This window comes from Streptomyces hilarionis (genome assembly GCF_024539675.1).
Lineage (GTDB): Bacteria > Actinomycetota > Actinomycetes > Streptomycetales > Streptomycetaceae > Streptomyces > Streptomyces hilarionis.
The window spans coordinates 1-262 of the sequence record NZ_JAHHIT010000761.1 but is presented as its reverse complement, the minus strand read 5'-3'; the positions used below and the strand labels follow the sequence as shown (position 1 = coordinate 262).

The window sequence follows — 262 nt, the reverse complement described above, 5'->3', positions numbered from 1 at the left end:
CTCTTCGTTGATCGACTGCAACTCTTCCTTGCTGGTTTCGAGCTCTTCAGACGCTGAACGAAGCTCTTCATTGATTGCCTGCATTTCCTCGTTGGAGGCCTTCAGCTCTTCGCTCGAAACCTCCGACTGCTCAATAACGTCCTGAAGTTGTAGCTTAGTACGTTGCAACTCCCTATCGAGGTTGGAAAGCATCTGATTTTCAGACTGCACGGATGCATTGGAACTGACGTTTTGTGCGTCTATTTCTTCCTCGGTGAAAGAG

At 48.5% G+C, this 262-nt stretch carries 1 protein-coding gene; it reads right to left on the bottom strand.

The window, feature by feature from the left end:
- On the bottom strand, positions 1-210 hold a 210-nt coding region (locus KMS84_RS40270), incomplete at its 3' end, for an SNARE domain-containing protein (protein ID WP_498066988.1).
- Positions 211-262: the final 52 nt, after the last annotated feature.